Raw genomic sequence first — 21590 nt, 5'->3', positions numbered from 1 at the left:
CCAAAACAGTTGTGTGAATCTTGTGCAATCAGAACTACACAGACGACTGCTGTCGCTCGACTCGGCGCTGTCGGAGTTCTCGGACGCTGTTGTAGACGACGGCGCCGCTGACGAGCACCGCCGACCCGACGATGATGACGAGGCTGACCGTGCTCAGCACGTCGATGCCGTAGCTGTTTCCGATCTGGCGGACGGCGACGGCGATCGCACCGCCGACCAGCATCAGCCCGAAGTAGATCTTGATACCGTCCTCGTCGACCAGACTGGTCGCGGCGGTCCCGAGGCGCGCGCCGAGTGCGCTCCCGGCGAGGAGCGGGGCGACGATACTGAGGTCGACACCGCCCGACTGGGCGTACAGGAAGCTCCCGACGCCGCCGGAGACGGTGATCTGGAGGATGTCGGTGCCGACGGCGACGGCGGCCGGGACGCCGAACCCGTACATCATCGCGGGCATCAGGAGGAAGCCGCCACCGACACCCAGGAAGCCGGCGAGCACGCCGACGACGAGACCGACCGCCAGAATCACCCACAGCGACACCGACGGCCCCCCCGTCAGCGACACCATCGGCGGGAGGTGAATCCCGGTGAACAACCCGGTCGTCTCGTCGCTTTCCTCGCTTTCGTCGTTCTCGTCGCTCTCACTGCTCTCGCCGCTCTCGTTACCCTCGTCGGTGGACGTCTGCCACGAGTCGTAGACGACGAACGCGCCGACGAGACCCAACAGTCCGACGTAGGCGACGGAGATGATCATGTCGGCGAGTCCGGCCGCCTCGAGACCGAGGACGACCGTCTTCCCGGCCTCGATACCGGCGGTCACGCTGAGCGTCATCAGCGCCGCGAGTTTGTAGTCGACCTGGCCGAGCGAGCGGTGTCTGAGCGCGCCGATGACGGACGTCCCGAACACGAACGCGAGGCCGCTCCCGACGGCTACCCGCGTGGGATACCCCATGACGATGAGCGCCGGCGTGACGAGAAAGCTCCCCCCCATCCCGAAGAACCCGAACAGGATGCCGATGAGCACTCCGAACCCCACGAAGAGCACGAGGAGAGCGAGACTCATGCCGAGTATTTCCACGACTACTCACCACCGAGCGCGTCCAGCACGGCGGGACCGACCAGTCGGACGAGCCCCCCGTAGCCGACGTACAGCACGATCGCCTCGACGAGCACGAGTCCGACGAGTGCGACGGCCTGAGCCGTCCCGGACAGCGTTTCGATTCCGAACATCGATCAGCGGCCTCCGATAGTGTATGGTTTTGTACGAATCATACTATTCTGTCTACTGCACCATACCCGGCAGGGAAACTTAACAGTTTTGGGAACGAGATACAATACTGGCTGCCGGTTCTCGGTCGTCTTCGACCAGAGACGCCGCCGAAACGGTCCAGCCTCGGACGGCGGCCGTCGACGACGTCTTCATCTCGTCTTCGGTTCGGCAGGACGCTGTCACCACGCGACCGACACGTGGAGGGACGGTCGGTGCCACGGCTGGTCGGATCCGAGAGAAATCGAGAGAAGTGCGTTCAGTTCTCGACCGACACCGACTGCGTGGACTGCTCGGCCTGTGGATACTTGTCGCGGAACTCGTGGATGAGCTGTCCCATCTTCGCGTACCACTCGTTGAGCATCGTCTGCATCTCGTCTGCGATCTGCTCCGGGTTCGTCGGCCGGTAGACGTGGTAGTAGCCGCCCTGGTCGTAGTTCACCTGTTCCTTCTGGATGAACCCGGTCTGCAGCAGCCGCTGGACGGAGCGGTACGCCGTCGACCGCTCGCGGCCGACCTGTTCGGCCACCTCGTCGACGGTCAGCGGTTCGGCGCTCTCGGTGAGTACCTGGAAACAACGCTTGTCGAGTTCTTTCAGCCCGTGCATACACTCCAGCAGTCCTTCACACTCCATGTCCTGCTGGATCAGTTCGCTCATCGAGTTAGCCATGGTTCCTGTGTAACATCTGGGTCTGCTTCGATAAAAGGGTTGTCTAGTTTATGCACAATCGCGCACAGCCGTCAGGCCGTCAGTCGGCACCGACGGCCGCCGTCGAGTCGTCGGTCATCCGGGCCCGGAGATACCCCTGGGCGTACGCGCCGAGGAACATCCCGCCGATGGCCCACAGGATCGGGAGGTTCCCGATTCCGAGGCTCGCGTAGGCTGCACCCGGACAGATGCCCGAGACCCCCCAGCCGACGCCGAAGATCGATCCGCCGACGAGGACGTTCCGATCCATCGACTTCAGTCGACGGCTGTACGCTCGGCCCGTCAGCGGTGCGGTCCGGTCGAGGCGGGTCGCCACGAAGAACGTGACGCCGGTGACGACCGCGGCACCCCCCATCACGAAGAGGAGTCCCAGATCCTCGAACTGGAGGAAGTTCAACACGACCTCCGGCTGTGCCATCTCGCTGAAGCCGAGTCCGAACCCGAAGATCAGGCCGCCGACGAGGATCAGCGGCATGAAAAGCGGGTGGCGGTCTTCGGCACCGCTCATGGCGTCACCCCCAGTGCCTGGACCAGTTGGGCGGTCCCGATGGCGACGGCCATGAACGTGACGACGTTCACGATCGACGTCGAGGACGCCGAGCCGACCCCACAGACGCCGTGGCCGGAGGTGCAGCCCTTTCCGAGGCGCGTCCCGACGCCGACGAGGAACCCGCCGCCGAGCAGTCGCCACCACTGAACCTCGGTGGTGAACCACGCGTCGAACAGCAGTGCGTAGACGGCCGCGCCGCCGACGATGCCGAGGGTGAACACGACCCGCCAGTCACGCGACCGGAGGTACTTCCCCTGGTTGAATCGGGGGAGTTTCGACACGTAGGACAGCGTCGACTCGAAGAACGTGCTCGCACCGGCGATGATGCCCGTCCCGAGGTAGATGACGGCTGCCCCGACGCCGATCAGTAGTCCACCGATGGCGTACTGGGCGATCCCGTTCGGAAACAGCGCTGCAGTGTCTAACATCGTCGATCAGTTGGTCAGCGCGTCCTGGCTGGCGGCGCAGTTGTTCGGACCGAGTTCGAGCTCGAACGCCTCCTCGTCGGAGGCGTCGGACTGGCCGAGGTTCGTCGCGATGATCTCCTCGTAGTTACTCGGCCGCGGCGGCATGTCCGAGAGGATGAACTCGACGAACTCGTCTCTGTCCATGCTGAGCGCGTCCATCCGGGACTTCAGGTCGCCGAGCGACGCGACGTACGTCCCGTCGTCGCGGGGCGTCGCGGCGTCGCTGAAGTGAGCGGGAGCGACGAGCGTCTCGTCGGGGAGCGACAGCACCGTATTCTGCAGGGTGTCGTAGAGCAACCCGGCGGCGTCCTCGGCACCCTCGTCCCCCTCTTCGAGGTCGGGGCGCGCGACGCTCTCGGTGAACAGACCGTCGCCGGTCGCGAGCACCTTTCCGTCGACGAGGTAGGAGGTCATCCCCGAGGTGTGCCCCGGCGTGTGGAGCACTTCGATGTCGACGTCGCCGACCGGCAGCACGTCGCCGTCGGCGACCGTCTCGTAGTCGCTGTCGTAGTCGACGCCGCGGGCGACCGCCGGCTCGGGGAGGACGGCCGTCGCGTCCGTCTCGGCGGCGAGCGTCCGGACGCCCGAGATGTGGTCGGCGTGGACGTGCGTGTCGAGCGCGTACTTCAGGTCCGCACCGAGGGTACGGGCGTCCTGCACGTACTCCGAGGTGAACGCACGGAGCGGGTCGACGACGGCGGCCTCGCCGTCGGAGACGACCAGGTAGGCGAGACAGCCGCTGGAGGGACGACGGTACTGGGCGATCGTCGCCTCGGAGTCGACGTCGAGTTCGGCGTACTCGTAGATGCGCGCCCAGCCTTTCATCCCGCGTTCGAGGTTCGTCGCCTCGACGCCTTCCTCCTTCAGGAGTCCGGCGACGTACTCGCTGGAGCCGCCTTTCGCACAGACGACGACGACCGGCTGGTCGTCGGGGAGTCGACTCAGGAGTTCGTCGTCGACGCCTTCGAGGAGCTCGAAGTACGGGACGTTGATCACGTCGACGCTCTCGCCGTCGATGCTCCACTTCTCGAACTCTCCTTCCGCGCGAACGTCGAGGATCGTCAGCGGCTCTCCGGCGTCGATCTTCGCCTTGAGATCCGCTGGTTGGATTGCCTCGACTGCCACGTCCGGTTCGGGGAACTGTGAATCGCTCATCTTCGTTCCCTACTACCGGGTCGTTCGCCTTAAGGGTTTGCATAGTATTTTGAACACTGCGCAATACCGCTCGCCGGGGTCGCACCGACCGTCCATCGCGGCGGCGGAAGATAGTCGGCGATTGACAGTCGATACTACTGTTTCACCGTGCAGGCGAGCGCCTGTGCGAAACGGAGTAGTGTGCTCCCGACCCACGGACCGACACACTTTTACAGTCGAAGGCGGTATTGTGGAGTAAGTCCAATAACGGACATACCAACCATGAGCAACGAGATAGACGCAACCGAGACGCTCGACGTACAGGGAGTCAACTGCCCGATGCCGGTCATCAAGACGAAGCAGGCGATCGACGGACTGTCGGCGGGCGACGTGCTCGAGGTCGTCGCCACCGACTCCGGCAGCATGAGCGACATCAAAGGCTGGGCCGACTCGACCGGCGGGGTCGAGCTCGTCGACCAGGTCGAAGGTGACGGCGTCTACACCCACTACGTCCGCAAGACGGAGTGAACCACATGAGCACTGACACCACAGACACGTCCGAACAGGCGACCGACGGACCGGACGCCGCCACCGTCGCCGAACTCGAGTCGCGAATCGAGGAGTTGGAGGCCGACCTCGCGGCGGTCCGCGACGACGACGAGCCCAAGAAGATGTCCATCATCGCGACGAAGGGGACGCTCGACATGGCGTACCCGCCGCTGATCCTCGCCAGCACCGCTGCTGCCTTCGGCTGGGAGGTGCAGGTGTTCCACACCTTCTGGGGGCTCGACGTACTCCACGAGGAGCGCTCGAAGAACCTCAAACTGAGCGCCGTCGGCAACCCCAACATGCCGATGCCGAACGCCGTCGCCGCCCTGCCGGGGATGGACTCGATGGCGACGAAGATGATGCAGAAGAAGATCGCAGACAACAACACCGCCTCCATCGAGGAGCTCATCCAGACCTCCCTCGACATGGGCGTGGAGTTCCAGGCCTGTCAGATGACCATCGAACTGATGGGATACGACGAGGAGGACTTCTACGACGGCGTCACCACAGGCGTCGGCGCCGCGACCGCGCTGCAGTTCATGGCCGACGCGGACGTCCAGCTGCTCGTCTAACCGCCTCGTCTCCGCGCTGAGTCACGCAAATCAGCGCACCATCGTTTCGGCGCACAGCCGACCACGTACAATCTTTAATCGCTACCCACGCGTACGTACACTAATTCAGTATGACAAACGCTATCACAGCAGCCGAGCTCCGAGACCGCATCGACGACGGGACCGACTTCGAACTCGTCGACACCCGCCCGGAAGACAACTACGAGTCGTGGCACATCGACGGTGCGGTGAACTACCCGTACAAACCCGACGACGAGTTCGACCCCGAGACGTTCAAAGCGGAAACCGGCGTTGAGGAGGACGACACCGTCTACACCATCTGCGCGAAGGGCATCTCCTCGGACGACTTCGCCGACGAACTCCGGGACCACGGGTTCGAGGACGTCACCGTCGTCGGCGACGGGATGGAGGCCTGGAGCGCCGTCTACGACGTCGTCGAGATTCCGACCGCCTCGGAGGCCGTCGAAATCTTCCAGGTCCAGCGGCGCGCGAAGGGCTGTCTCGGCTACCTCGTCGGATCGACGTCGACCCGCGAGGCGGCCGTCGTCGACGCCTCTCGCCACACCGACGAGTTCGTCGCCGCCGCCGACGAACACGGCTACACCATCACGGACGTCTTCGACACGCACGTCCACGCCGACCACGTCTCCGGTGGCCGGGAGCTCGCAGACGAGGTCGGGGCGACCTACCATCTCGGTGCCAACGCCCGCGAGCGCGGCGTCGAGTACGAGTACGACGCGCTGGCGGCGAACGACGTCGTCAGCGTCGGCGACGTCGACGTGAAGGCGCTGTCGACGCCGGGTCACACCTCCGAGATAGTGAGCTATCTCGTCGACTCCGAGGCCGTCCTGACGGGTGACACGCTCTTCGTCGGCTCCGTCGGCCGGACGGAGCTCCAGTTCGGTGGCGGCGGGGCCGCCGACGGGGCGCGACTGCTCTACCAGTCGCTCCACCGGACGCTGCTCGCCGAACCCGATAGCGTCACCGTCCTCCCCGGCCACTTCGCGCTGAGCAACGAGGGCGAGGCGACCGACGGGACGCCGGGCGAACCGATCCTCGCGAGCGTCGGCGATCTCCGACGTGGCCAGGAACTGCTGCAGGTCGACGAGGAGACGTTCGTCGACCGACTCACCGACCGTCTCCCGGAGAAGCCACCGAACTACCAGCGAGTCATCGACGTCAACACGGGTCGCCGCCGCCTCGACGAGGGGGAGGCGACGGAGTTGGAACTCGGCCCGAACCGGTGTGCGGCGAGCGACTGACGCCGCTGACGCCGCCGCTCAGCGACCCGCGAGCGACCCGACGCTCGGCGTCTCGTCGGCCGAGACGTGACCGAGCGCGACGGTCATCACCGGAACGGGTGCGGCGGTGACGACGCGCTGGGCGGCGCTGCCGAGCATGTTACGGCGGAAATCCGCACCGCGCGTCCCCATCATCACGAGGTCGACGTCGTTCTCCTCGACGTAGCCGAGGATCTGGTCGCTCGGACTCCCCGTCCGGACGGCGGTGACGACGTCGACGCCGGCCTGGCGGAGTAGCGCCGCGGCCGTCTCGGTCACCTCGCGCCCCTCGGCGTCGAGTTCGGCGGTCACGTCGCCGACGAGGTCGTCGCTGAGCGTCAGGAACGCGCGGTCGTCGACGACGTAGAGGACGTGGACCGTCGCGTCCTGCCAGTCGGCGAGGGCCGCGACGTGATCGACGAGCGCGTCGGTCGTCTCGCTGCCGTCGGTCGGAAAGAGGATCGTGGAGTACACGGTATCAGATAGGTGGGCGACGGCTAAGACCGTCCGGTCGGTTCCCACGACCCGAGAACGACCGACAGCCGGAGTGCCGTCGATCGAAGACGGCGTGTCGCTCGCTCGGCGGCCGTTCACTCGGACGTTCGCTCGTTCGTCCCGATCTCGACGCGGACCGTCTCGAGCGACGGGATCGACGACTGAGCGCCGGCCGTCTCGATGCTCAGCGAGGCCGCCACCGTCGCGGTCTCGACCGCCGCACGGAGCGACGCGCCGCGGGACAGTTCGGCGGCGAGATAGCCGTTGAACGTGTCGCCCGCGCCCGTCGTGTCGACGGGTGTCGTCGGCGGTGGAGAGACGGTGAACGTCTCGTCGTCCTCGACGAGCACGTCCTCGGGACCGCGCGTCCGGACGACCGTCCCGTCGAAGTCGGCGAGCGCGCTGCCGAGTGCGGTGTACTCGTGTTCGTTCGGGCGGACGACGTCGACCGCCGGATGGACGACGAGTCGCTCCGCGCCGTCGACGGGTGCGGGGTCGACGATCACCGTCGGCCCGTCCTCGCTCTCGTCCGCCGCGAGCAGATCGAGCAGTGCGACGACTGGCGCGACCGGGATCTCGTTCTGCAGGAGGAGACAGTCTGCCCGCCGCACCCGCCCGAGGTGAGCCTCCACGTAGCGTCGGTCGACCTGTCCGTTCGCCCCCTCGACGATGGCGATACGGTTCTCGCCGTGCTCGTCGAGGAAGACGTAGGCCTTCCCGGTCTCGCCGTCGCCGACGTGGACGTGCGAGACGTCGACGTCGGCGTCTCGGAGGCCGTCGAGGACGCCGAAGGCGTGTTCGTCGACGCCGACCTTCCCGAGCAGCGTCGTCTCCGCGCCCGCTCGGGCGGCCGCGACCGCCTGGTTGGCCCCCTTCCCGCCGTGGAAGACGCTGTGTGGGAGGTCGGTGATCGCCTCGGGTACGTCCGTCACTCGGACGGTCGACCCGGACGCCGGGAACCACTCGTACGTCTCGGCCAATCGGTCGAGTGCGGCGGTTTCGAGGTTACTGACGAGGTCGACGTTGACGCTTCCGAGACTGACGACGGTACCCATTCGTTCTACGGGCCGGTGCGTCGCCCCGTAATCTCGTCGATGTCGAGGCGGACACCCACCGGTTCGAGGTCGTCGATGGACTCGCCGAACACCCGCAGCGGCGCGTAGTCGAGGTCTCGCTCGTCGACGGCGGGCACCTCGTCGGCGTCGACGCGAGACAGCGGTCCGCGGACGACGACGCTCCACGAGGTGTCCGCCTCGGAGTCGTAGTCGTAGACGAGCAGACACCCTCGCTCGGTCGTATCGAGGAACGCCATCTTCTCGCTGCCCTCGTGCTCGCCGAGACGGAAGTAGACGACGCCGTCCTCGTAGTGGTACGCCACCGGGATCGCGTAGGCCTCGTCGCCGTCGGCCAACGCGAGCGTCCCCGTCCCGTGGGTCCGGAGGAGTTCCTCGACTTCGGTCTCCTCCATCCCGAACGTGTACGTGTACTCGATGTCTCTCATCGGTGGGTGTACGAGGGCCGGGAGAAAGACTCTACTGTCGGCGCGACCGGACTGCCCACCCTCGCGAGACGGCCGGCCACCGTCAGCACAGCTCGGCGAGCGCGACGAACGGGGCGGCCACGACAGGGGAGCCGTGCATGTGTCTGTCTCGGTGTCGCTCAGAGACGCTCCGTTCGTGCTGAGACGCCAAAATCGCCCGAACGTATATAAATGACGGGGAGGAAACCGCAAGACAGCGTCGGGGTACAACTGCGCTCCCAAACTGTTTGGGAACGAGGTTGAATAGGGATAGGTGTCTTGAACAGAGTACGCAGAAGGAGTCCGAGACTATGAGCACGGTGGGAACACAACAACACGAGAGCAAGGGGAACGCGGTCGACGTCGACTCGGAGGACGACGTCGAAGCGGAGAAAGAGCAGCAGGAGTTGGAGACGGACGATCTGTTCCACATCCTGCAGAACCAGCGTCGCCGGCGCGTCCTGAAGTTCCTTCAGGACTACGACGAGGGCGAGCAGGTCGACATGCGCGACATCGCCGAGCAGGTCGCCGCCTGGGAGCACGAGACGACCGTCCAACAGCTCAGCTCCAACGAGCGCCAGCGCGTCTACATCGCGCTCTACCAGAGTCACCTCCCGAAACTCGACGAGAAGGGCGTCCTGGAGTACAACCAGAGCCGCGGCATCGTCGAGCGGACGGCGGTCGCCGACCAGTTCGACCCGTATCTGGACGTCGACGGCGCCGACGGCGAGGAGACGCCGACGACCGCAGACGAGCCGGCGACGACCGAGACACCGGCCGAACCGGCGACCGCCAGTCGGAGTTCGACGAGCTACTACAGCGGCGCGACGGCGCTCGGCCTCGCGCTGACCGCGATGTCCTGGGTCGGCGTCGCGCCGACCGCCGTGACGAGCTACCTCGCGACGTTCATCACCGGGATGTTCGCCTTCATCACCATCGGTCTCAACTACCAGCGGTACGTCTGAACTGAGTCGACACCGCCGCCCCGACTCGACTCAACCCCCCGGTCCGCAGTCGCCGGGTGGGACACAGAAGAGTCAGGTCGGTTCACCTCCTATCGGACGCCATGTCCAGCACTGTCCTCGTCGCAGGCGCCAGCGGCGGAACCGGGCGACGCATCCTCGAACGGCTCGCCACGACCGACTTTCGCGTCCGTGCGCTGACGCGTACGTGTCGCAACGTCGACGACCTCGAAGCGCTCGGCGCCCACGAGGTCGTCGTCGGCGACCTCCTCGAGCCGTCGGACGCCGCGACGGCCGTGAAGGGCTGTGACGCGGTGCTCTGTGCGGTCGGGACGACACCCGGTCTCGCCGACCTCCTCGGCGAACCGGTCGTCGACGACACCGGCGTGCGGAACCTCGTCAACGCCGCCGTCGCCGCCGACGTCGACCGGTTCGTCCTCGAGAGCTCACTCGGCGTCGGCGACTCCCGAGAGCAGGCACCGCTCGGCCTCAGACTCGTCCTCTGGCGCTATCTGGCCGCGAAGAACCGCGCCGAGGCGTGGCTCCGCTCGTCGGGACTCACCTACACGGTCTTCCGCCCCGGCAGGCTGACCGACGACCCGGCCTCCGGCGACGTGCTCGTCGGGGAGGGCGGGGCCACGGTCTCCGGCGCCATCTCCCGCGACGACGTCGCCCGCCTCATGGTCGCGGCGCTGTCGACGCCCGAGGCGGCGGACCGGACGTTCGAGGTGGTCGAACACGGCCGGAGCCACGGCCCGACGCGCGGGTTGGTCGACGTCGACTGGCAGTTCGCGCCGGAGCCGGGCGACTCTGACGGCAGGCGATCGCCGTCAGATCCGGGCGACTCCGACGGCGGCCGCCTGCCGTCGGACACGTCTAACTCCGACGGCCCGATCCGGATCGAGGTCACCGAAGCGGAGCCCGAGGAGAGCGAAGACGGTGACGTCGACGACTCGGAGGCGTAGCCGGGGCGGCTACTCGAACTCCGGTGCCCACGTCCCTTCCAGTTCCTCGTCGCTCCGACGCTGTTCGACGTAGTAGACCCGCGTGTCGCGGATCCGCCGCAGGAGGTTCGTCCCCTCCTCGTCCTCGTCGAGTCTGACGACCCAGTAACCGGTGTCGGCGTCGAACCAGAGATCCTCTTCCGGAAGCTCTTGCAGCCGCTCGACGCCGTCGGGGCCGTCGTACACTATCTGTGCCATCTGTTCACATAGGTCACGTGAGCGAATAAGGGTTGGCGTGCGGGGTGGCGTGGTCGGCGTGACACGGCGCGACAACAGCTATCTCGCTCGCCCCCCTCAGTTCCTGCATACGACGCGGCAGTCGTGTCGACAGCCATGTCCGACCTGACACTCCCTGCGAAGCGCGTCCACGGCGAGACGGTCGCCGACCGACTCACCGACACCGTCCGGACGCGCGTGCTCCCGGCCCGCTATCTGCGGCGCGACGCGACCGGCGACGTCGTCGAGACGCCGGCGGAACTGTTCGACCGGGTTGCGACCGCCGTCGCGGAAGCGGAAGCCGCGTACGGCGGCGACGTCGACCGCTGGGCCGACCGCTTCGGCGAGCGACTCGTCGGCCTCGAGTTCGTCCCCAACTCGCCGACGCTGATGAACGCCGGCACCGACGGCCAGCTGTCGGCCTGTTTCGTCATCTCGCCGGCGGACTCGCTGGACAGCGTCTTCGCGACGCTCGGACGGGCCGCGAAGGTGTTTCAGAGCGGCGGCGGCGTCGGCTACGACTTCTCGCGACTCCGGCCACAGGGCGCCCCCGTCCGGTCGACCGGCGGCGGCGCCAGCGGCCCCGTCTCGTTCATGCAGGTGTTCGACACGATGTGCGAACAGCTCCGGCAGGGCGGACGTCGCCGCGGCGCGCAGATGGCGATCCTCCGCGTCGACCACCCCGACGTCGGCCGCTTCTGCGTCGCCAAGCGAGGGGAGGGGGAGCTCGCGAACTTCAACGTCTCGGTCGCCGTCACCGACGCGTTCCTCGCGGCCGTCCGGAGCGACGGCGACTACCCGCTCGTCGACCCTCGGACGGGAGAGCGACACGTCGCCACCGACGCCACCGTCGCCTTCTACAGCCCCGCGTTCGCCGACGCAGCTCCCGAACGCGTCGACGCCAACCTCTGGCGCGACTACGCGGCCGCGGTTCCGGGGCTCGACGCCTACCGCGACAGAGTCGACGTCGCCGTCGGCGACCCGCTGTCGCTGCCGGCCGGTCTCGTCTGGACGCTCGCCGTCGACGGCGCGTGGCGAAACGGCGAACCCGGCCTGTTCGCACTCGAGACGACCAACCGCGACCACTCGTTCGACGTCGATCGGTTCCCGGCGCACCGGATCGCGGCGACGAACCCTTGTGGCGAGCAGCCCCTAGAGAACTTCGAGGCCTGCACGCTCGGCCACGTCAACCTCTCGCTCGTCGTGACCGAGGGCGCGACGCCGTGGTTCGACCGTGATCCGACGAACGGAGGCGAGAGAGGCGAGGAGAGCACCGAGGACGGGGCCGCGCTCGCGTCCGACGTCGAGCGACTGCTCGCCGACGGCGTCGACTTCGACCGACTCCGGAACGTCGTCCACGACGGCGTCCGCTTCCTCGACGACGTGCTCACCGTCTCGACGTTCCCCGTCGACGAGATCGCCGACGCCGTCCGCGACGGCCGGAAGATCGGTCTCGGCGTGATGGGGTTCGCCGAACTGCTGATCCAACTCGGCGTCCGCTACGGGTCGCCGGCGTCGGTCGAGGTCGCCCGGCAAGTGATGGCGTTCGTCGACCGCGAGTCGAAACTGGCGAGCCACGAACTCGCGCTCGAACGAGGGACGTTCCCGGCGTGGGGCGAGTCGAAGTGGGCGACGCCGACGCAGTACCCCGACTGGTTCCGCCGACACAGCGGTCTGGACCCCGACGACTGGCACGACGGGTTCCCGCTGCGGAACCACAACACGACGACGGTCGCCCCCACCGGGACGACGGCGATGATCGCCGACACCACCAGCGGGTGCGAACCGCTGTTCGACGTGGTCAACTTCCGGGACGCCGACGAGGACGTTCAGGGGGCGGAGCGCCTCGTCGAGGTCGACTCGTACTTCCTCGACGTGCTCGCGGCCAACGGGTACGACCCCGAGGCAGTCCGCGCGGAGGCGCTCTCGCTGCTCGAGGCGGGGCGCTTCGAGGGGCCGTCGAGCCTCTCGATACACCCGGCGCTCGCGTCGCTCTTCGTCACGGCCCGCGAGCTCACTCCAGAGGAACACGTTCGGGTACAGGCGGCGTTCCAGGAGCACGTCGACAGCGGCGTCTCGAAGACGGTGAACCTCCGGGAGACGGCGACGCGCGACGACGTCGCCGCCGCGTTCGAGTTGGCGCTCGCGACGGGGTGTAAGGGTATCACCGTCTACCGCGACCGTTCACGGGAGAAGCAGGTGCTGACGACGCGGCCGGCCGCTCTCGAGGAGCGTTCAGACGTCGGTCGCGACCCCGACGCCGCGACGGGCGACGGCCGCCCCGCCAGCGAGCGGTGGTGTCGTCGCTGCTGACCGGCTCTCTCTCCTTACTCCTCCCACGTCGCCGCGGTCACCTGGAGCAGGCCGTCGTGGTACGACGCCTCCACCGACTGGTGGTCGATGGGGTCGGGGAGGCGGACGACCCTGCTCACCTCGCGACGTCGCGTCGGGAGGAACCGTCGCTCGCGGTCGGGGACGCTCGCCGCGATCCGGATCTGGCGGCCGTGGACCGAGACGTCGATGTCCTGCGTGCGGAGGCCGGGGAGGAGCGCGGAGACGACGTACTCGTCGCCGAACCGTTCGACGTCGACGGGGAGCGATCCGTCGCTACCGGGCGTCGTCGGGAGTTCGTCGAGCGATGCGTCGCTGCTCTCGTCTGTCGTTGCCATCGGTTCACACCTCGAACGGAGAACTACGACGGGCGAGGTCATAACGTCGCGCGTCGCGTGTCGCACTCCCCGCAGGTCTTCGTCCCGTCTCAACGCCGCCCCCGTCAGGCGGTCGCCCCCGACCCGTCGCTCCCCTCTTTGCCACTCTCGACGTCGAGCACGAGCGACTCCCCGTCGCGACCGAACCGCGTGCCGAACGCCGCCGACAGGTCGACCATCCGGTCGCGACTCCACTCGGCGACGTGGGCTGGCGCGAGGTTTACCGAACAGTTCGCGATTTCGGTCGGGTGGAGCCGAACCGACTCGACGTCGCCGGCCGTCGTCACGACCACCTCGAACAGGAAGCTCCGGTCGTTCCGGAGGTCCGGGTCGACCGCGTAGTCGTCGACGAAGTCGCCCGTGTCGTAGAGGATGGGGACGCCACGGTACAGTTCGACCCCCTGGAAGACGTGCGCGCTGTGACCGTGAACGAGGTCGACGCCCGAGTCGGCCAACCAGTGTGCGAACTCTCGAAACGACGCCGGCGGGCGTTCGACCATGTTCGGCCCCCAGTGCAGCGAGGCGACGAGCAGGTCGGGGTCGCTCTCGCGGGCGGCGGCGAGCGCCCGCTCGACTCGCGAGCGGTCGCCCTCGCGAGCGACGTCGAAGTACGCCGTTCCCGGGGCGTCGTCGGTGGCGGCGAACTCGGGGGTGTTGTCGGTGAAGGCGACGAGCGCGACAGTGAGTCCGTCGACGTCGACGACGGCGGGTCGCCACGCGTCGGCCTCGTCCACGCCCGCCCCGCAGAAGGGGATGCGCGCGTCGCCGAGCGCGTCGAACGTGTCGTCGAGCGCGTCGACCCCGAAGTCGAGCACGTGGTTGTTCGCCAGCGTGACCCACGAGGCGCCGACGCGGGTGAGCGCCGGCAGCGCCCAGTCGGGGTCCGCGCGGAAGTGATACGGGTGGTAGGTGACGGTCCACGGCGACCCGCGGGGGGAGAGACAGCACTCGAGGTTGACGAACAGGCCGTCGAGCGCGCACAACCGGTCGTACGTCGACCCCCAGACCGCTTCTGGCGGCCGCCGCTCGGTGCGCTGGCGGTCGTCGACGTTCCGCCCGAGCATCACGTCGCCGGTGAAGCCGAGATGGAGGCGGTTCATACGTAGAGAGACGTGCTCCGGAGAGATGGTCGCGTCGCCGCATCGACGGACAGTCCGCTCGCCCGACGCGTCCGGCGGAACGCTCATGTCGCTGTCCGCTGTGCGTTCGGTCGATGCTGGAGATCGACGGCGGTTCGGGGGGCGGGCAGATCCTCCGCACGGCGCTGGCGCTGTCGATGCTGACCGACACCCCGGTTCGACTGACCGACGTTCGGGGGTCGCGGCCGACGCCCGGCCTCCGACCCCAACATCTCGCCGGGGTCCGCGTCGCGGAGGCCGTCAGCGACGCCTCGGTGTCGGGTGCGGAGGTCGGTGCGACCGAACTCACCTTCGCCCCGGACGAGGTCACCGGCGGCAGTTACCAGTTCGACATCGGAACGGCCGGCAGCGTCACGCTCCTGTTCGAGACGCTGCTCCCGCTGGCGACGGCGCTCGACGACCCGCTCTCGCTGTCGGCGACGGGCGGCACCGACGTGAACTGGTCGCCGTCGATGGCCTACTACGAGCGAGTGAAACTCCCGCTTCTCGCCCGGTTCGGCCTCGACGCCGGGGTGACGCTCCACCGCAGCGGGTTCTACCCCGCCGGCGGCGGGCGGGCGACGCTCCGCCTCGGTCCCTCGTCGCTGTCGGCGGTCGACCTCACCGACCGCGGGCCGCTCGATCGGGTCGTCGTCCACTCGAAGGCGAGCACGTCGCTGGAGAACAAGTCGGTGGCGACGCGGCAGGCCGACGCCGCCAGCGAGTCGCTTTCGGAGCGCGACGTCACACACGCCGTCGAGGAACCCGCCTACGTCCCGGCCACGTCGCCGGGGTCCGTCCTCCTGCTCGAGGCGCGCTACCGCGAGAGTCTGGCCGGGTTCGACGCGCTGGGCGAACGCGGCAAGTCCTCGGAGGCGGTCGCCGCGGAGGCGGTCGCCGCGTTCGAGGCGTTCGAGGCGACGACCGCCGCCGTCGACGTCCACCTCGCGGACCAGCTGGTCGTCTTTCTGGCGCTCGCCGGCGGCCGCGTCCGGATCCCCCGGGTGACCTCACACGTCCGGACGAACCTCGCCGTCGTCGAGGCGTTCGGGGGATCGGTGACCTGCACCGACGCGGTCGACGGGACGGTACTGGTCGAGGTCGACGACCGCATCGAGTGAGCGAATGTGTGACACGCCAACGTATCACTTAGTACTTCCTCTCGGAGTGCGTACTCCTCGACGATGTCCTCCGACACCGAAATCGCCCTCATCGACGCCGTCCGTACGCCGCACGGGACGTTTCTCGGACCGCTGGCCGACCACTCGGCGGTCGACCTCGGGACGGTCGCCCTCGAGGGACTGTTCGAGCGAACCGACGTCGACCCCGACCTGGTCGACTGGGTCGGCCTCGGCCACGCGCTGCAGGCCGGTCTCGGACAGGCCCCCGCCCGGCAGGTCGTGTTGAACGCCGGCCTGCCGTCGTCGACGCCGGCGACGACGATCAACGAGGCGTCGGGTTCGGGTCTCCGCGCCGTCGCACTCGCCGTCGATCGGTTGCTCGCCGGCCGCCGGGAGTTCGCCGTCGCCGGCGGGATGGAGTCGATGTCGAACGCGCCGTTCCTGCTCCACGGGATGCGGCAGGGCAGACGTTACGGCGACACGACACTGGTTGACTCGATGATCTACGACGCGCTGTGGGACGTCACCGAGGACGCCCACATGGGAGAGTTGACCGAGGCGCTGGTCGACCGCGTCGACATCTCCCGCGAGGCGCAAGACGAGTACGCCGCCCAGAGCCACCAACGGGCCGCCGACGCCGTCGAACACGGGGTGTTCGACGACGAGATCGCCCCCGTCCCCGTCGGCGACGACGTGTTCGACGAGGACGACGGCCCGCGAGCGGACACGACGCCCGAGAGACTCGCACGTCTATCGCCCGCGTTCGTCGAGGACGGGACGATAACCGCCGGGAACGCCTCCGACCTCAGCGACGGCGCGGGGGTCGTCCTCCTCGGTTCGGAGAGGGCGACGCTCGATGCGGGGTTCGATCCGTTGGCGTGGGTCGTCGACTACCACGTCGCCTACCGCGACCCCGAGTGGTTCGGGATGGCCGTCGGCGACGCGGTACAGGGCCTGTTGCGAGCGAACGGCCTCACCGTCGACGACGTCGACTCCTTCGAGTTGAACGAGGCGTTCGCCGCCCAGATGGTGTACGTCCGCGAGCGCTGTGGCATCCCCGCGGAGAAACTGAACCCCAACGGCGGTGCGATCGCGCTCGGTCACCCCATCGGCGCCAGCGGCGGAATGTTGACGACGTCGCTCGTCCACCGGATGGTCGAGCGCGGTTCGACCTACGGCGTCGTCGGGATGAGTGTCGGCGGCGGCGGCGGCATCGCCGTGCTGTTGCGACGGTGACCCGGCGAGTCGGTCCGTCGTTTCAGACTGACTCTCCGGTCGGGAACGGCCGTTTTTGCGCTCTGCGGACGTAGTGATACGGATGAGCGATTCGAGTAACTCGACCGATTCGACCGATTCCGAACGGGCCCCAGCCGACGACGTGGACGGCCTCCCAGCTGTCACGCGCCTCGAAGAGAACGTCTACGAGATCGAACGGTCGGGCGAGATGCGGGTCCCGGCGCGCATCTACGCGTCGGAGAAACTGCTCGAGGAGATGCGAGCGCCGGGCGACCTGACGCTGACGCAGGTACGCAACGTCGCCACCCTGCCGGGCATCCAGCGGTTCGCCGCCGTGATGCCCGACGGCCACCAGGGGTACGGGTTCCCCATCGGTGGCGTCGCCGCCGTCGACATGGAGAGTGGCGTCATCAGTCCCGGCGGCATCGGCTTCGACATCAACTGCGGCGTCCGCCTGTTGCGGACGAACCTGACGTACGACGACGTCCGCGGACTGGAGAACGACCTCGTGGGAGCACTCTACCGACTGATCCCGACCGGGACGGGAAAGGGTGGCGTCGTCTCCATCGACCTCGACGACCTGGAGGGAATCTTGGAGAGCGGGATGGAGTGGATGCGCGACCACGGCTACGCCACCGAGGACGACCTCGAACACTGCGAGGAGAACGGCCGGTTGCCGGGCGACCCCTCGACGGTCTCGGCGATGGCCAAGCAGCGCGGCGTCAAGCAGTTGGGGTCGCTCGGGTCGGGCAACCACTTCCTCGAGGTCCAGCGCGTCGCCGAGATCTACGACGAGCCGACGGCAGCCGCGTTCGGTCTCGAACTCGATCAGGTGGTCGTGATGATCCACTCGGGGTCGCGCGGACTCGGTCACCAGACCTGCACCGACTACATCCGGCGGTTCGAGAAGGCGTATCCGAAGGTCGCCGCGTCGCTCCCGGACCGCCAACTCATCTACGCGCCCCTCGTCGACTCGCTGGCCGACGACTACCGGCTGGGGATGTACGCCGCCGCCAACTTCGCGTGGGCGAACCGACAGGCGATGACGTACGCAGTCCGGCAGGTGTTCGGCGAGTTCTTCGACGACCCGACGGTCGAACTGGTGTACGACGTCTGTCACAACGTCGCAAAGGAGGAGTCCCACGAGATCGACGGCCGTCGGAAGACGGTGCTCGTCCACCGGAAGGGGGCGACCCGTGCGTTCCCCGCGGGTCGAGAGGAGGTGCCGGCCGCCTACCGCGACATCGGCCAGCCGGTGTTCATCCCCGGCAGTATGGGAACTCACTCGTACGTGCTCTGCGGCGGTCCCGAGTCGTTGGAGCGCAGTTTCGGGTCGACCGCCCACGGCGCTGGACGGCTGAAGTCGCGGACGCAGGCGAAGAAGGAGTACCGCGCGGGCGACCTCCAGCGGGAACTGCGCGAGCAACAGATCTACGTCCGGGCGCGGTCGGGGGCGACCGTCGCCGAGGAGGCACCCGGCGCGTACAAGGACATCGACGAGGTGGTCCGCGTGAGCGACGCGCTCGGCATCGGGACGACGGTGGCGCGGTTGCGGCCGGTCGTGAACATCAAAGGGTGAGGCTCAGAGCAGCCCGACGCCGACGGCGTTCGTTGAGGGCATCGTCACTCGGTTTCGTGGAGGTCGACAAGTCGGCTCCGCTGGCGGTCGCCGGTCGCTGGTCGGGCGGCGCGTGGTCGAACGGTTATGAACGTGGTGTCCGAACGGCCGGTATGAGTCGGAACCACGACCGGACGACCGTCGCCGTCGTCGGCGTCGGTGCAGTCGGGTCGACGACGGCGTTCTCGCTGATGACCCGCGGCGTCGCCTCGGAACTCGTGCTCGTCGACGTCGACGAGGCGCGAGCGACGGGCGAGATGATGGACCTCAGCCACGGGGCGTACTTCACGCCGCCGGTCGACGTCACAACCGGCGGCTACGAGGACTGTGCGAACGCGGACGTCGTCGTCGTCACCGCGGGCGCAGCACAGAAGGGGGGCGAGACAAGACTCGAACTGCTGGAGCGGAACGTCGACATCTTCGAGGAGATGATCCCGCCGATCGCAGAGGCCGTCGACGACGACGCCGTCCTCCTGGTGGTCACCAACCCCGTCGACGTGCTCTCCTACGTGACGTGGGACCTCGCGGACCTCCCGCACGAACAGGTCGTCGGGTCGGGGACGGTGCTCGACACCTCCCGGTTCAGACACGTCCTCAGCGACCTGTGCGACGTGGACCCGCAGAACGTCCACGGCTACGTCGTCGGCGAACACGGCGACAGCGAGGTGCCGCTGTGGAGCTCGACCAACGTCGCGGGGATCCCCATCGACGAGTTCGTCGCCCAGCGCGGCGAGACGCTCGATGACGGGAAGCGGGCAGCGCTGACCGACCAGGTCCGAGAGGCGGCCTACGAGATCATCGAACGGAAGGGCGTGACGAACTACGCCATCGCGCTGGCGGCGACCGAGATCGTCGAGGCGGTCGTCCGCGACGAGCGGTCGGTGTTGCCGGTGTCGACGCTCGTGACCGACCAGTACGGCGTCGACGACGTCTATCTGAGTCTCCCCTGCGTGCTCGGCCGTGGCGGGGTCGAAGCGGTCGTCGACCCGGTGCTCTCCGAGACGGAGCGCGGGCGACTGACCGAGTCGGCGACCGTCCTCGCGGAGAGTCGACGGCGACTCGACCGGTACGGCGAGTAGGTCACTCGACCGTCCGGAGCAGTTCCAGTAGTTCGTCCCGGTAGCTCGACGGGTCGACGCCGAGCGACGTCCGCTCGTCGTCGGTCAGCACGCCCCCGAACGTCGTCGGGTAGGCACCGCCCGCCAGTCGGAACTCGCGGCCCTCGGCCCACACGGCGAGCCACCCTTCGGTCGGGAGCGCCACCTCGTCGCCGTCGCGCTCGACGGGGGAGTCGGCGGTGAACTTCGTCAGGCGGGCACGCGTGCCCGACGCGGTGCGCATGCGCTGGCCGCGGTGACGCTCGACGTTCTCGAAGCCGCGGTCGCGGAGATCGTCGGCGAAGCCGTTACGAGCCTCGGCGGCGACGGTGGGGTACCAAGCCGCCGTTCCGACACCCGGCGGCGGCGGTGGCGAGACCGTCAGCCGGGTGACGAAGCAGAACCGCCACACGCGGTCGAGCGCTCCGTCCGTCGCCTCGGCGATCGCGGCACGGAGCCCGGCGTCCTCGTAGACGCGAGTGTGTTCGCTCACCTCGGCGGTCGGGAGACTGAACACTGCACCCGAGGACTGCTCGTACAGTTCCCAGTCCTCGGTGTCGAGGGCGGACGGCGGCGACGGAAGGCGCTGATCCATGGTCGTCGGTTGGGCGAGCGACCGAATCAGTCTGTCCCCGAGAGTGTCGGCACCGACCACCGAAGCCGTTTATCTCCGTGCGTGTGCTACGTTAACACGCTATGAGCGTTCGATGTCGGCTGTGTCGCCACCAGATCCACGACGCGGACGTTCGGGTCTGCTGTCGCTGTGGCTGGGTGATGGACAAGTGGTGCGCGGAGAACCACCGGCCGTGGTGTCCGCGACTCGGGGCGGAGTCGTGGCTGGGGGCGGTCGAGATATAGGAGGAGACGAACCGATCCGACTACGCGACGACGTGGTACCGCTCGCCGTCGCGCTCGACGAGTCCTTTCTTGGACAGCGTCTGGAGGATGGGGTACAGGGAGATCGTCTGCATGTCGAGCGACTCACGGAGCGTCGAGACGTCGCCGCCGTTGGTCGCATCGAGGTAGAGGTAGACGAGTTTCGACCCCGTCGAGTCGAGGTCGGTGGGGACGGTGAACGCGGTGGGGTCGGCGGTGGTCGTCGAGTCGGTGCTGGTCTGTTCGGGGAGTTCGAGTGATTGCTGGTTCATGTTGCTGTGTTGTCTTCTTTGGGGCCTTAAGTCGTTCGCGAGAGTCGATACCACGTCTGTCGTTACCACTCCATGCCGCCGTTGACGCCGAGGATCTGGCCGGTCATGTAGGAGGACTCCTCGCTGGCGAGGAACCGGACGACGCCGGAGATGTCCTCGACGGTGGCGAAGCGGTCGAGCGGGATGCGCTGTTGGATCTTCTCTTGCACCTCCGGGGAGACCTCCGCGAGCATGTCGGTCTCGGTGAACCCGGGGGCGACACAGTTGACCGTCGATCCGGATTTCGAGAGTTCGAGCGCGAGCGTCCGGGTGAAGCCGAACAGGCCGCTCTTGGTCGTCGCGTAGTTGGCCTGCCCGTAGTTGCCCTGCTGGCCGACGACGCTCGAGATGTTGACGAGTCGGCCGTGTTCGGCCGCCTTGACGTCGTCGTAGAACGCCTTCGAGGCGTTGAAGACGCCACCGAGGTTGACGTTCATCACCTTGTCCCAGTCGTCTCTGGTCATGTTCTTGAACGTCTTGTCGACGGTGATGCCGGCGTTGTTGACGAGCACGTCCGTCCCGCCGAAGACCTCCCGGACGCGCTCGGCCATCGCCTCGACTTCGGCTCTGTCGCAGACGTCGGCTTGGACGGCGATGGCGGTGCCGCCGGCGTCCTCGATGGCGTCGACCACGTCGTAGGCTTCGGCCTCCGAGGAACGGTAGTTGACGACGACGTTGGTGTCGTCCTCACGGCCGAGTTCTTCGGCGATGCCGCGGCCGATACCGCGGGAGGCACCGGTGATCACACAGGTTCTGTTTTGACTCATGATTGGCTTCGGTGAGG

General features: G+C 67.7%; 26 protein-coding genes. 11 read left to right on the top strand and 15 right to left on the bottom strand.

From position 1 onward, the window contains the following. Positions 1-34 precede the first annotated feature (34 nt). The 6 genes from EOHIBHHM_RS11080 to EOHIBHHM_RS11055 form a co-directional block, all read right to left on the bottom strand. Positions 35-1060, bottom strand: coding sequence for a sulfite exporter TauE/SafE family protein (locus EOHIBHHM_RS11080; RefSeq protein ID WP_497250517.1), 1026 nt, complete (start codon positions 1058-1060; stop codon positions 35-37). A 17-nt stretch (positions 1061-1077) separates the two neighbouring features. Beyond that, positions 1078-1227 carry a DUF7512 family protein gene (locus EOHIBHHM_RS11075; protein WP_497250515.1) on the bottom strand — a complete coding sequence of 50 codons (150 nt, stop codon included), beginning with the start codon at positions 1225-1227 and terminating at the stop codon, positions 1078-1080. Positions 1228-1523: 296 nt separating this feature from the next. Then, positions 1524-1934: a helix-turn-helix domain-containing protein gene (locus tag EOHIBHHM_RS11070; RefSeq protein WP_497250513.1), complete on the bottom strand. Its 411-nt coding sequence runs from the start codon at positions 1932-1934 to the stop codon at positions 1524-1526. Positions 1935-2013: 79 nt separating this feature from the next. Continuing rightward, positions 2014-2481 carry a YeeE/YedE family protein gene (locus tag EOHIBHHM_RS11065; protein WP_497250511.1) on the bottom strand — a complete coding sequence of 156 codons (468 nt, stop codon included), beginning with the start codon at positions 2479-2481 and terminating at the stop codon, positions 2014-2016. Continuing rightward, positions 2478-2951 carry a YeeE/YedE family protein gene (locus tag EOHIBHHM_RS11060; RefSeq protein ID WP_497250509.1) on the bottom strand — a complete coding sequence of 158 codons (474 nt, stop codon included), beginning with the start codon at positions 2949-2951 and terminating at the stop codon, positions 2478-2480. The genes EOHIBHHM_RS11065 and EOHIBHHM_RS11060 overlap by 4 nt, the downstream gene beginning before the upstream one ends. 6 nt (positions 2952-2957) lie before the next feature. After that, positions 2958-4145, bottom strand: coding sequence for an MBL fold metallo-hydrolase (locus EOHIBHHM_RS11055; protein WP_497250507.1), 1188 nt, complete (start codon positions 4143-4145; stop codon positions 2958-2960). Positions 4146-4406: 261 nt separating this feature from the next. On the opposite strand from EOHIBHHM_RS11055, the gene EOHIBHHM_RS11050 reads away from it, so the two are divergent. From EOHIBHHM_RS11050 to EOHIBHHM_RS11040, 3 genes are all read left to right on the top strand, one after another. Continuing rightward, positions 4407-4652, top strand: a complete 246-nt coding sequence (locus tag EOHIBHHM_RS11050) for a sulfurtransferase TusA family protein (RefSeq protein WP_497250505.1) — start codon at positions 4407-4409, stop codon at positions 4650-4652. Between the two features lie 5 nt (positions 4653-4657). Next, positions 4658-5245 (top strand): DsrE/DsrF/DrsH-like family protein, encoded by a 588-nt coding sequence (locus EOHIBHHM_RS11045; protein WP_497250503.1) that lies wholly within the window; start codon positions 4658-4660, stop codon positions 5243-5245. Between the two features lie 110 nt (positions 5246-5355). Further along, the gene (locus EOHIBHHM_RS11040) at positions 5356-6507 is read left to right on the top strand and encodes an MBL fold metallo-hydrolase (RefSeq protein WP_497250501.1); all 1152 of its coding nucleotides are present in this window, start codon (positions 5356-5358) and stop codon (positions 6505-6507) included. Between the two features lie 18 nt (positions 6508-6525). Here the strand turns inward: EOHIBHHM_RS11040 and EOHIBHHM_RS11035 are convergent, their stop codons facing one another. The 3 genes from EOHIBHHM_RS11035 to EOHIBHHM_RS11025 all read right to left on the bottom strand — a co-directional run bounded on the left by EOHIBHHM_RS11035 (position 6526) and on the right by EOHIBHHM_RS11025 (position 8521). Further along, on the bottom strand, positions 6526-6999 hold the full coding sequence (locus tag EOHIBHHM_RS11035; RefSeq protein WP_497250499.1) for a universal stress protein: 474 nt from the start codon (positions 6997-6999) through the stop codon (positions 6526-6528). A gap of 116 nt (positions 7000-7115) precedes the next feature. After that, positions 7116-8075 carry a PfkB family carbohydrate kinase gene (locus EOHIBHHM_RS11030; RefSeq protein ID WP_497250497.1) on the bottom strand — a complete coding sequence of 320 codons (960 nt, stop codon included), beginning with the start codon at positions 8073-8075 and terminating at the stop codon, positions 7116-7118. 5 nt (positions 8076-8080) lie between these two features. Continuing rightward, complete coding sequence (locus EOHIBHHM_RS11025; protein ID WP_497250495.1) at positions 8081-8521, bottom strand: pyridoxamine 5'-phosphate oxidase family protein; 441 nt, start codon at positions 8519-8521, stop codon at positions 8081-8083. A gap of 329 nt (positions 8522-8850) precedes the next feature. On the opposite strand from EOHIBHHM_RS11025, the gene EOHIBHHM_RS11020 reads away from it, so the two are divergent. Then, positions 8851-9504: a DUF7344 domain-containing protein gene (locus EOHIBHHM_RS11020; RefSeq protein WP_497250493.1), complete on the top strand. Its 654-nt coding sequence runs from the start codon at positions 8851-8853 to the stop codon at positions 9502-9504. 101 nt (positions 9505-9605) lie between these two features. Continuing rightward, positions 9606-10466 (top strand): SDR family oxidoreductase, encoded by an 861-nt coding sequence (locus EOHIBHHM_RS11015; protein WP_497250491.1) that lies wholly within the window; start codon positions 9606-9608, stop codon positions 10464-10466. Positions 10467-10475: 9 nt separating this feature from the next. Here the strand turns inward: EOHIBHHM_RS11015 and EOHIBHHM_RS11010 are convergent, their stop codons facing one another. After that, positions 10476-10703 carry a hypothetical protein gene (locus EOHIBHHM_RS11010; protein WP_497250489.1) on the bottom strand — a complete coding sequence of 76 codons (228 nt, stop codon included), beginning with the start codon at positions 10701-10703 and terminating at the stop codon, positions 10476-10478. Positions 10704-10838: 135 nt separating this feature from the next. Between EOHIBHHM_RS11010 and EOHIBHHM_RS11005 the strand changes: the two genes are divergently transcribed. After that, positions 10839-13034, top strand: coding sequence for an adenosylcobalamin-dependent ribonucleoside-diphosphate reductase (locus EOHIBHHM_RS11005; protein WP_497250487.1), 2196 nt, complete (start codon positions 10839-10841; stop codon positions 13032-13034). A 14-nt stretch (positions 13035-13048) separates the two neighbouring features. Here EOHIBHHM_RS11005 and EOHIBHHM_RS11000 read toward each other — a convergent pair whose 3' ends face one another. Together EOHIBHHM_RS11000 and EOHIBHHM_RS10995 are read right to left on the bottom strand one after the other, a co-directional pair. Beyond that, complete coding sequence (locus EOHIBHHM_RS11000) at positions 13049-13390, bottom strand: Hsp20/alpha crystallin family protein (protein WP_497250485.1); 342 nt, start codon at positions 13388-13390, stop codon at positions 13049-13051. Between the two features lie 104 nt (positions 13391-13494). Then, on the bottom strand, positions 13495-14529 hold the full coding sequence (locus EOHIBHHM_RS10995) for a CapA family protein (RefSeq protein WP_497250483.1): 1035 nt from the start codon (positions 14527-14529) through the stop codon (positions 13495-13497). A gap of 113 nt (positions 14530-14642) precedes the next feature. On the opposite strand from EOHIBHHM_RS10995, the gene rtcA reads away from it, so the two are divergent. The 4 genes from rtcA to EOHIBHHM_RS10975 all read left to right on the top strand — a co-directional run bounded on the left by rtcA (position 14643) and on the right by EOHIBHHM_RS10975 (position 19601). Next, positions 14643-15668, top strand: coding sequence for an RNA 3'-terminal phosphate cyclase (gene rtcA, locus EOHIBHHM_RS10990; RefSeq protein WP_497250481.1), 1026 nt, complete (start codon positions 14643-14645; stop codon positions 15666-15668). Positions 15669-15731: 63 nt separating this feature from the next. Beyond that, a complete protein-coding gene (locus tag EOHIBHHM_RS10985; protein ID WP_497250479.1) occupies positions 15732-16904 on the top strand; it encodes a thiolase family protein in 1173 nt (390 codons plus the stop codon). Between the two features lie 82 nt (positions 16905-16986). Continuing rightward, positions 16987-18483 carry an RtcB family protein gene (locus EOHIBHHM_RS10980; protein WP_497250477.1) on the top strand — a complete coding sequence of 499 codons (1497 nt, stop codon included), beginning with the start codon at positions 16987-16989 and terminating at the stop codon, positions 18481-18483. A 152-nt stretch (positions 18484-18635) separates the two neighbouring features. Then, the gene (locus EOHIBHHM_RS10975; protein ID WP_497250475.1) at positions 18636-19601 is read left to right on the top strand and encodes an L-lactate dehydrogenase; all 966 of its coding nucleotides are present in this window, start codon (positions 18636-18638) and stop codon (positions 19599-19601) included. A gap of 1 nt (position 19602) precedes the next feature. On the opposite strand, the gene EOHIBHHM_RS10970 is transcribed toward EOHIBHHM_RS10975, so the two are convergent. After that, complete coding sequence (locus EOHIBHHM_RS10970) at positions 19603-20214, bottom strand: DUF6517 family protein (protein WP_497250473.1); 612 nt, start codon at positions 20212-20214, stop codon at positions 19603-19605. Between the two features lie 101 nt (positions 20215-20315). Between EOHIBHHM_RS10970 and EOHIBHHM_RS10965 the strand changes: the two genes are divergently transcribed. Beyond that, positions 20316-20477, top strand: a complete 162-nt coding sequence (locus EOHIBHHM_RS10965) for a hypothetical protein (protein ID WP_497250471.1) — start codon at positions 20316-20318, stop codon at positions 20475-20477. A gap of 20 nt (positions 20478-20497) precedes the next feature. On the opposite strand, the gene EOHIBHHM_RS10960 is transcribed toward EOHIBHHM_RS10965, so the two are convergent. Continuing rightward, positions 20498-20767: a TrmB family transcriptional regulator gene (locus EOHIBHHM_RS10960; protein ID WP_497250469.1), complete on the bottom strand. Its 270-nt coding sequence runs from the start codon at positions 20765-20767 to the stop codon at positions 20498-20500. Between the two features lie 62 nt (positions 20768-20829). Next, positions 20830-21573 (bottom strand): beta-ketoacyl-ACP reductase, encoded by a 744-nt coding sequence (locus EOHIBHHM_RS10955; protein ID WP_497250467.1) that lies wholly within the window; start codon positions 21571-21573, stop codon positions 20830-20832. Between the last annotated feature and the right edge of the window lie 17 nt (positions 21574-21590).

This window comes from Halogranum roseipondis, from assembly GCF_059695585.1.
This window is presented reverse-complemented; position numbering and strand designations above follow the sequence as displayed.

What these genes read in the sequence shown, in the direction of transcription:
- EOHIBHHM_RS11080 (WP_497250517.1), bottom strand. Translation starts at nt 1,060, where the DNA reads ATGAGTCTCGCTCTCCTCGTGCTCTTCGTGGGGTTCGGAGTGCTCATC.
- EOHIBHHM_RS11075 (WP_497250515.1), bottom strand. Translation starts at nt 1,227, where the DNA reads ATGTTCGGAATCGAAACGCTGTCCGGGACGGCTCAGGCCGTCGCACTC.
- EOHIBHHM_RS11070 (WP_497250513.1), bottom strand. Translation starts at nt 1,934, where the DNA reads ATGGCTAACTCGATGAGCGAACTGATCCAGCAGGACATGGAGTGTGAA.
- EOHIBHHM_RS11065 (WP_497250511.1), bottom strand. Translation starts at nt 2,481, where the DNA reads ATGAGCGGTGCCGAAGACCGCCACCCGCTTTTCATGCCGCTGATCCTC.
- EOHIBHHM_RS11060 (WP_497250509.1), bottom strand. Translation starts at nt 2,951, where the DNA reads ATGTTAGACACTGCAGCGCTGTTTCCGAACGGGATCGCCCAGTACGCC.
- EOHIBHHM_RS11055 (WP_497250507.1), bottom strand. Translation starts at nt 4,145, where the DNA reads ATGAGCGATTCACAGTTCCCCGAACCGGACGTGGCAGTCGAGGCAATC.
- EOHIBHHM_RS11050 (WP_497250505.1), top strand. Translation starts at nt 4,407, where the DNA reads ATGAGCAACGAGATAGACGCAACCGAGACGCTCGACGTACAGGGAGTC.
- EOHIBHHM_RS11045 (WP_497250503.1), top strand. Translation starts at nt 4,658, where the DNA reads ATGAGCACTGACACCACAGACACGTCCGAACAGGCGACCGACGGACCG.
- EOHIBHHM_RS11040 (WP_497250501.1), top strand. Translation starts at nt 5,356, where the DNA reads ATGACAAACGCTATCACAGCAGCCGAGCTCCGAGACCGCATCGACGAC.
- EOHIBHHM_RS11030 (WP_497250497.1), bottom strand. Translation starts at nt 8,075, where the DNA reads ATGGGTACCGTCGTCAGTCTCGGAAGCGTCAACGTCGACCTCGTCAGT.
- EOHIBHHM_RS11025 (WP_497250495.1), bottom strand. Translation starts at nt 8,521, where the DNA reads ATGAGAGACATCGAGTACACGTACACGTTCGGGATGGAGGAGACCGAA.
- EOHIBHHM_RS11020 (WP_497250493.1), top strand. Translation starts at nt 8,851, where the DNA reads ATGAGCACGGTGGGAACACAACAACACGAGAGCAAGGGGAACGCGGTC.
- EOHIBHHM_RS11015 (WP_497250491.1), top strand. Translation starts at nt 9,606, where the DNA reads ATGTCCAGCACTGTCCTCGTCGCAGGCGCCAGCGGCGGAACCGGGCGA.
- EOHIBHHM_RS11010 (WP_497250489.1), bottom strand. Translation starts at nt 10,703, where the DNA reads ATGGCACAGATAGTGTACGACGGCCCCGACGGCGTCGAGCGGCTGCAA.
- EOHIBHHM_RS11005 (WP_497250487.1), top strand. Translation starts at nt 10,839, where the DNA reads ATGTCCGACCTGACACTCCCTGCGAAGCGCGTCCACGGCGAGACGGTC.
- EOHIBHHM_RS11000 (WP_497250485.1), bottom strand. Translation starts at nt 13,390, where the DNA reads ATGGCAACGACAGACGAGAGCAGCGACGCATCGCTCGACGAACTCCCG.
- EOHIBHHM_RS10995 (WP_497250483.1), bottom strand. Translation starts at nt 14,529, where the DNA reads ATGAACCGCCTCCATCTCGGCTTCACCGGCGACGTGATGCTCGGGCGG.
- rtcA (WP_497250481.1), top strand. Translation starts at nt 14,643, where the DNA reads ATGCTGGAGATCGACGGCGGTTCGGGGGGCGGGCAGATCCTCCGCACG.
- EOHIBHHM_RS10985 (WP_497250479.1), top strand. Translation starts at nt 15,732, where the DNA reads ATGTCCTCCGACACCGAAATCGCCCTCATCGACGCCGTCCGTACGCCG.
- EOHIBHHM_RS10980 (WP_497250477.1), top strand. Translation starts at nt 16,987, where the DNA reads ATGAGCGATTCGAGTAACTCGACCGATTCGACCGATTCCGAACGGGCC.
- EOHIBHHM_RS10975 (WP_497250475.1), top strand. Translation starts at nt 18,636, where the DNA reads ATGAGTCGGAACCACGACCGGACGACCGTCGCCGTCGTCGGCGTCGGT.
- EOHIBHHM_RS10970 (WP_497250473.1), bottom strand. Translation starts at nt 20,214, where the DNA reads ATGGATCAGCGCCTTCCGTCGCCGCCGTCCGCCCTCGACACCGAGGAC.
- EOHIBHHM_RS10965 (WP_497250471.1), top strand. Translation starts at nt 20,316, where the DNA reads ATGAGCGTTCGATGTCGGCTGTGTCGCCACCAGATCCACGACGCGGAC.
- EOHIBHHM_RS10960 (WP_497250469.1), bottom strand. Translation starts at nt 20,767, where the DNA reads ATGAACCAGCAATCACTCGAACTCCCCGAACAGACCAGCACCGACTCG.
- EOHIBHHM_RS10955 (WP_497250467.1), bottom strand. Translation starts at nt 21,573, where the DNA reads ATGAGTCAAAACAGAACCTGTGTGATCACCGGTGCCTCCCGCGGTATC.